This window comes from Micromonospora sp. 15K316 (assembly GCF_004348525.1).
In the GTDB taxonomy this organism is placed as follows: domain Bacteria; phylum Actinomycetota; class Actinomycetes; order Mycobacteriales; family Micromonosporaceae; genus Micromonospora.
On record NZ_SMKG01000425.1, the window covers coordinates 1 to 1,041 of the forward strand.

Below are 1,041 nucleotides of genomic sequence, written 5' to 3' on the forward strand. Positions count from 1 at the left end.
CCCCCGCGCACCACCCGGCTCCGGAAGCAGCGGCGCAATCACCACCCACGCCTCATCAGTCAACTCACCACGACGCACCACCGGCACATCGTCAACGATCAACCACTACAAGATCGACAGGACACGCCCTAGACACCGGCAGCTGGCCGTGTCCGGTCTCGGGACGTGCGTGACAAATCAGCATCAGGACCTGCGTGACACTCCGCCGGCTGTCGTAAGGCCAGGGCGACCAGCGGTGGTGGTAGCTCCCTGTACTTACGCGCTCCGGCGAGGTCGCACCTCCCTGGCACCCTGTTCGCCGTGAGAGACCTCATCGGCACCCAGGCACCACAGCGGCGGATCACGGACCCGGCTGCGGCAGTGCACGCGCTGGAAAGGGCGATTCCCGGCCTCGCCGAGCACAGACGCTCCGATCCCGCTCCCGTGAACTGGCCGCTGCTAGAGGAAGGACTGAGCACACGCCTACCGGGCGACTACAAACTGCTCGCCGCGCTCTACCCCACCTTCACTGTGGGCGACTTCCTAGTCGTCGGCCTACCCACGCCCGGCAGGGAGCATCGCCGGCTGCACGGCATCCGTGGCGACCTGGAGATTGTCCAGGACTGGTGGGAGGCGGACATGTCCATCGGCCTGCGCCCCCACCCAGCTCCGGGTGGCCTGCTTCCCTGGGCCCAATCGACCCAGGGCGACCTCTTTCTCTGGACTACAACCACGGCGGAACCCGATGACTGGCCAGTCACCGTTGCATCCCACAACGGCGGCTGGTGGAACTACATGGGCGGGGTCGTCCAATTCCTGGTCGAGCTGGTCAACGGCACACTGCAACCGTGGGAGCTGCCGCCGGTGCGCCCCGAGGTTATCGCCCACCAGCGCTGAGCGAGCTGGACCCAAAGCAAGATCGCCTAGGGCGTGTCCTGTCGATCTTGTAGTGGTTGATGGTTGACGATGTGCCGGTGGTGCGTCGTGGTGAGTTGACTGATGAGGCGTGGGTGGTGATTGCGCCGCTGCTTCCGGAGCCGGGTGGTGCGCGGGGGCGGTGGC

General features: G+C 66.3%; 1 protein-coding gene. It reads left to right on the forward strand.

Going from position 1 to position 1,041, the window contains the following annotated elements; all coding sequences use genetic code 11:
- Positions 1 to 300 precede the first annotated feature (300 nt).
- Positions 301 to 876, forward strand: a complete 576-nt coding sequence (locus E1211_RS32130; RefSeq protein WP_132354006.1) for an SMI1/KNR4 family protein — start codon at positions 301 to 303, stop codon at positions 874 to 876.
- Positions 877 to 1,041 lie beyond the last annotated feature (165 nt).